The organism is Vibrio sp. R-1, assembly GCF_035615595.1.
Lineage (GTDB): Bacteria > Pseudomonadota > Gammaproteobacteria > Enterobacterales > Vibrionaceae > Vibrio > Vibrio cholerae.
The window spans coordinates 1-1,415 of the sequence record NZ_WPDC01000187.1; the positions used below are offsets into that span (position 1 = coordinate 1).

General features: G+C 41.5%; 2 protein-coding genes. Both read right to left on the reverse strand.

Annotated elements, in window-relative coordinates; genetic code table 11:
- Nucleotides 1-400: Orn/Lys/Arg decarboxylase N-terminal domain-containing protein (locus tag GOU96_RS17470; RefSeq protein WP_324702062.1), on the reverse strand; the 400-nt coding region annotated here is incomplete at its 3' end.
- Nucleotides 401-1,001: 601 nt separating this feature from the next.
- Nucleotides 1,002-1,103, reverse strand: coding sequence for a leader peptide SpeFL (gene speFL / locus GOU96_RS17475; RefSeq protein WP_071596488.1), 102 nt, complete (start codon nucleotides 1,101-1,103; stop codon nucleotides 1,002-1,004).
- Nucleotides 1,104-1,415 lie beyond the last annotated feature (312 nt).

Consider the following 1,415-nt stretch of genomic DNA (forward strand, 5'->3'; position numbering starts at 1 on the left):
CACCTTGGTGACCCGGGCAAGCGAAGGTTGAGTTACCCATTTCCACATATTGCTTCAAGGTATTGAAGAACGGTGGCAGCAGGTTCTCTTCATAACGCTGCGCCGCAGACTCCAATTGCTTACCGTAGAAGTCAGTATTCTCACCACACAGCTCGAATACCCCGGTCAGCTGTGGCAGCACCTCAGCAGACAGCTCTTCTTCACAGCACACCGCGGCAAAAGCCGGGATAGACAGGCCGGTCGCGTGGATTTTAGCCAGAATACCGTCGTGGATGTCTTGAACAGAAACTACGATGGCCGCGATATCAGAGAAATCGGTGGTATGAACATTCGTAATTTCACGTTCCGTGTCGAAACAGGATAACACACTGTCACTGGCAGCTATTTTTAAAGTTTTCATGGCAACATTATCTCTATTTATTAAAAATGACATTGTTAAATTTAGGGTGTGACGCAGCATGTTCGGTAAATAACATCTACCAAATAATCGTTACGGATATATTCCGATTATTGTTTACCGAGCCACGCGGTATTACGTTGCGATGTAGTCTTATTTTAGGCGTAAGAAATCCCGCAGTAATAAATAAGTTTATTACTGGACTGGTTTCAGCATGAAATTTTTACGCACTGTACTACAAACGCAATTAAACGTATGTCTTTTTAAAAGGCCAACTCCATAAACACCCCTTTATGGAACTACTTTTAATATCAACTAAAATTTAATTTTACGTATTATGTACACAGGCAGCAGATCACCGTGCGGATGAACCTATTTGTGCTGTATAAATTGTGTTATCAACGACAAGCCACTTCAGTTGTGATGCGACACCCAGCCCGAAGCAATGCGTTCAGGAGGTTAGTCTTAGGACAGACTGGCGGTCTGACCGGCATACACTGAGAGTAACTTTACTCCGGGCAAAAATGTCACGTTGACCTTTCCATGCCGGGTAATAGACGATGACACACCACAAACAGGCAGCAGCCACCGGATGAAGGCAGGATTATCTATAGTAGAAGAAAGCAAAAGAAAAATAGCTACGGTAGATAGGCATCATCAGATGTCTGGTCCGCCGAATATGTTTCATTATTGACAAGCCTTTCATTTCCAATCTCCCTTGCCATATTTGGCTATCTTCTTCTGGAAATAATATCTATAAATAATGGTGTATTGCATGAGGAATATATTACGCCTCGCAGTTGCAATTAACATGACACAGATCATCTTTCAAAATCAAGCCTAATTGATTTTGTATTACATGTGATTGCAGTCACGAATTGCGCATAGTGATTCACGAAGCCATTTATAATCAATAAGATAGCCGACACTTCATGGCGAGGATATTTATATATCGCAAAGCTAACACATATATGGAAATAGTTTTGTTATTAAATTAATCGTTGGAGGTAAAGAATAT

Coding starts and splice junctions, on each gene's coding strand:
- speFL (WP_071596488.1), bottom strand. CDS start 1,103: ATGAAAGGCTTGTCAATAATGAAACATATTCGGCGGACCAGACATCTG.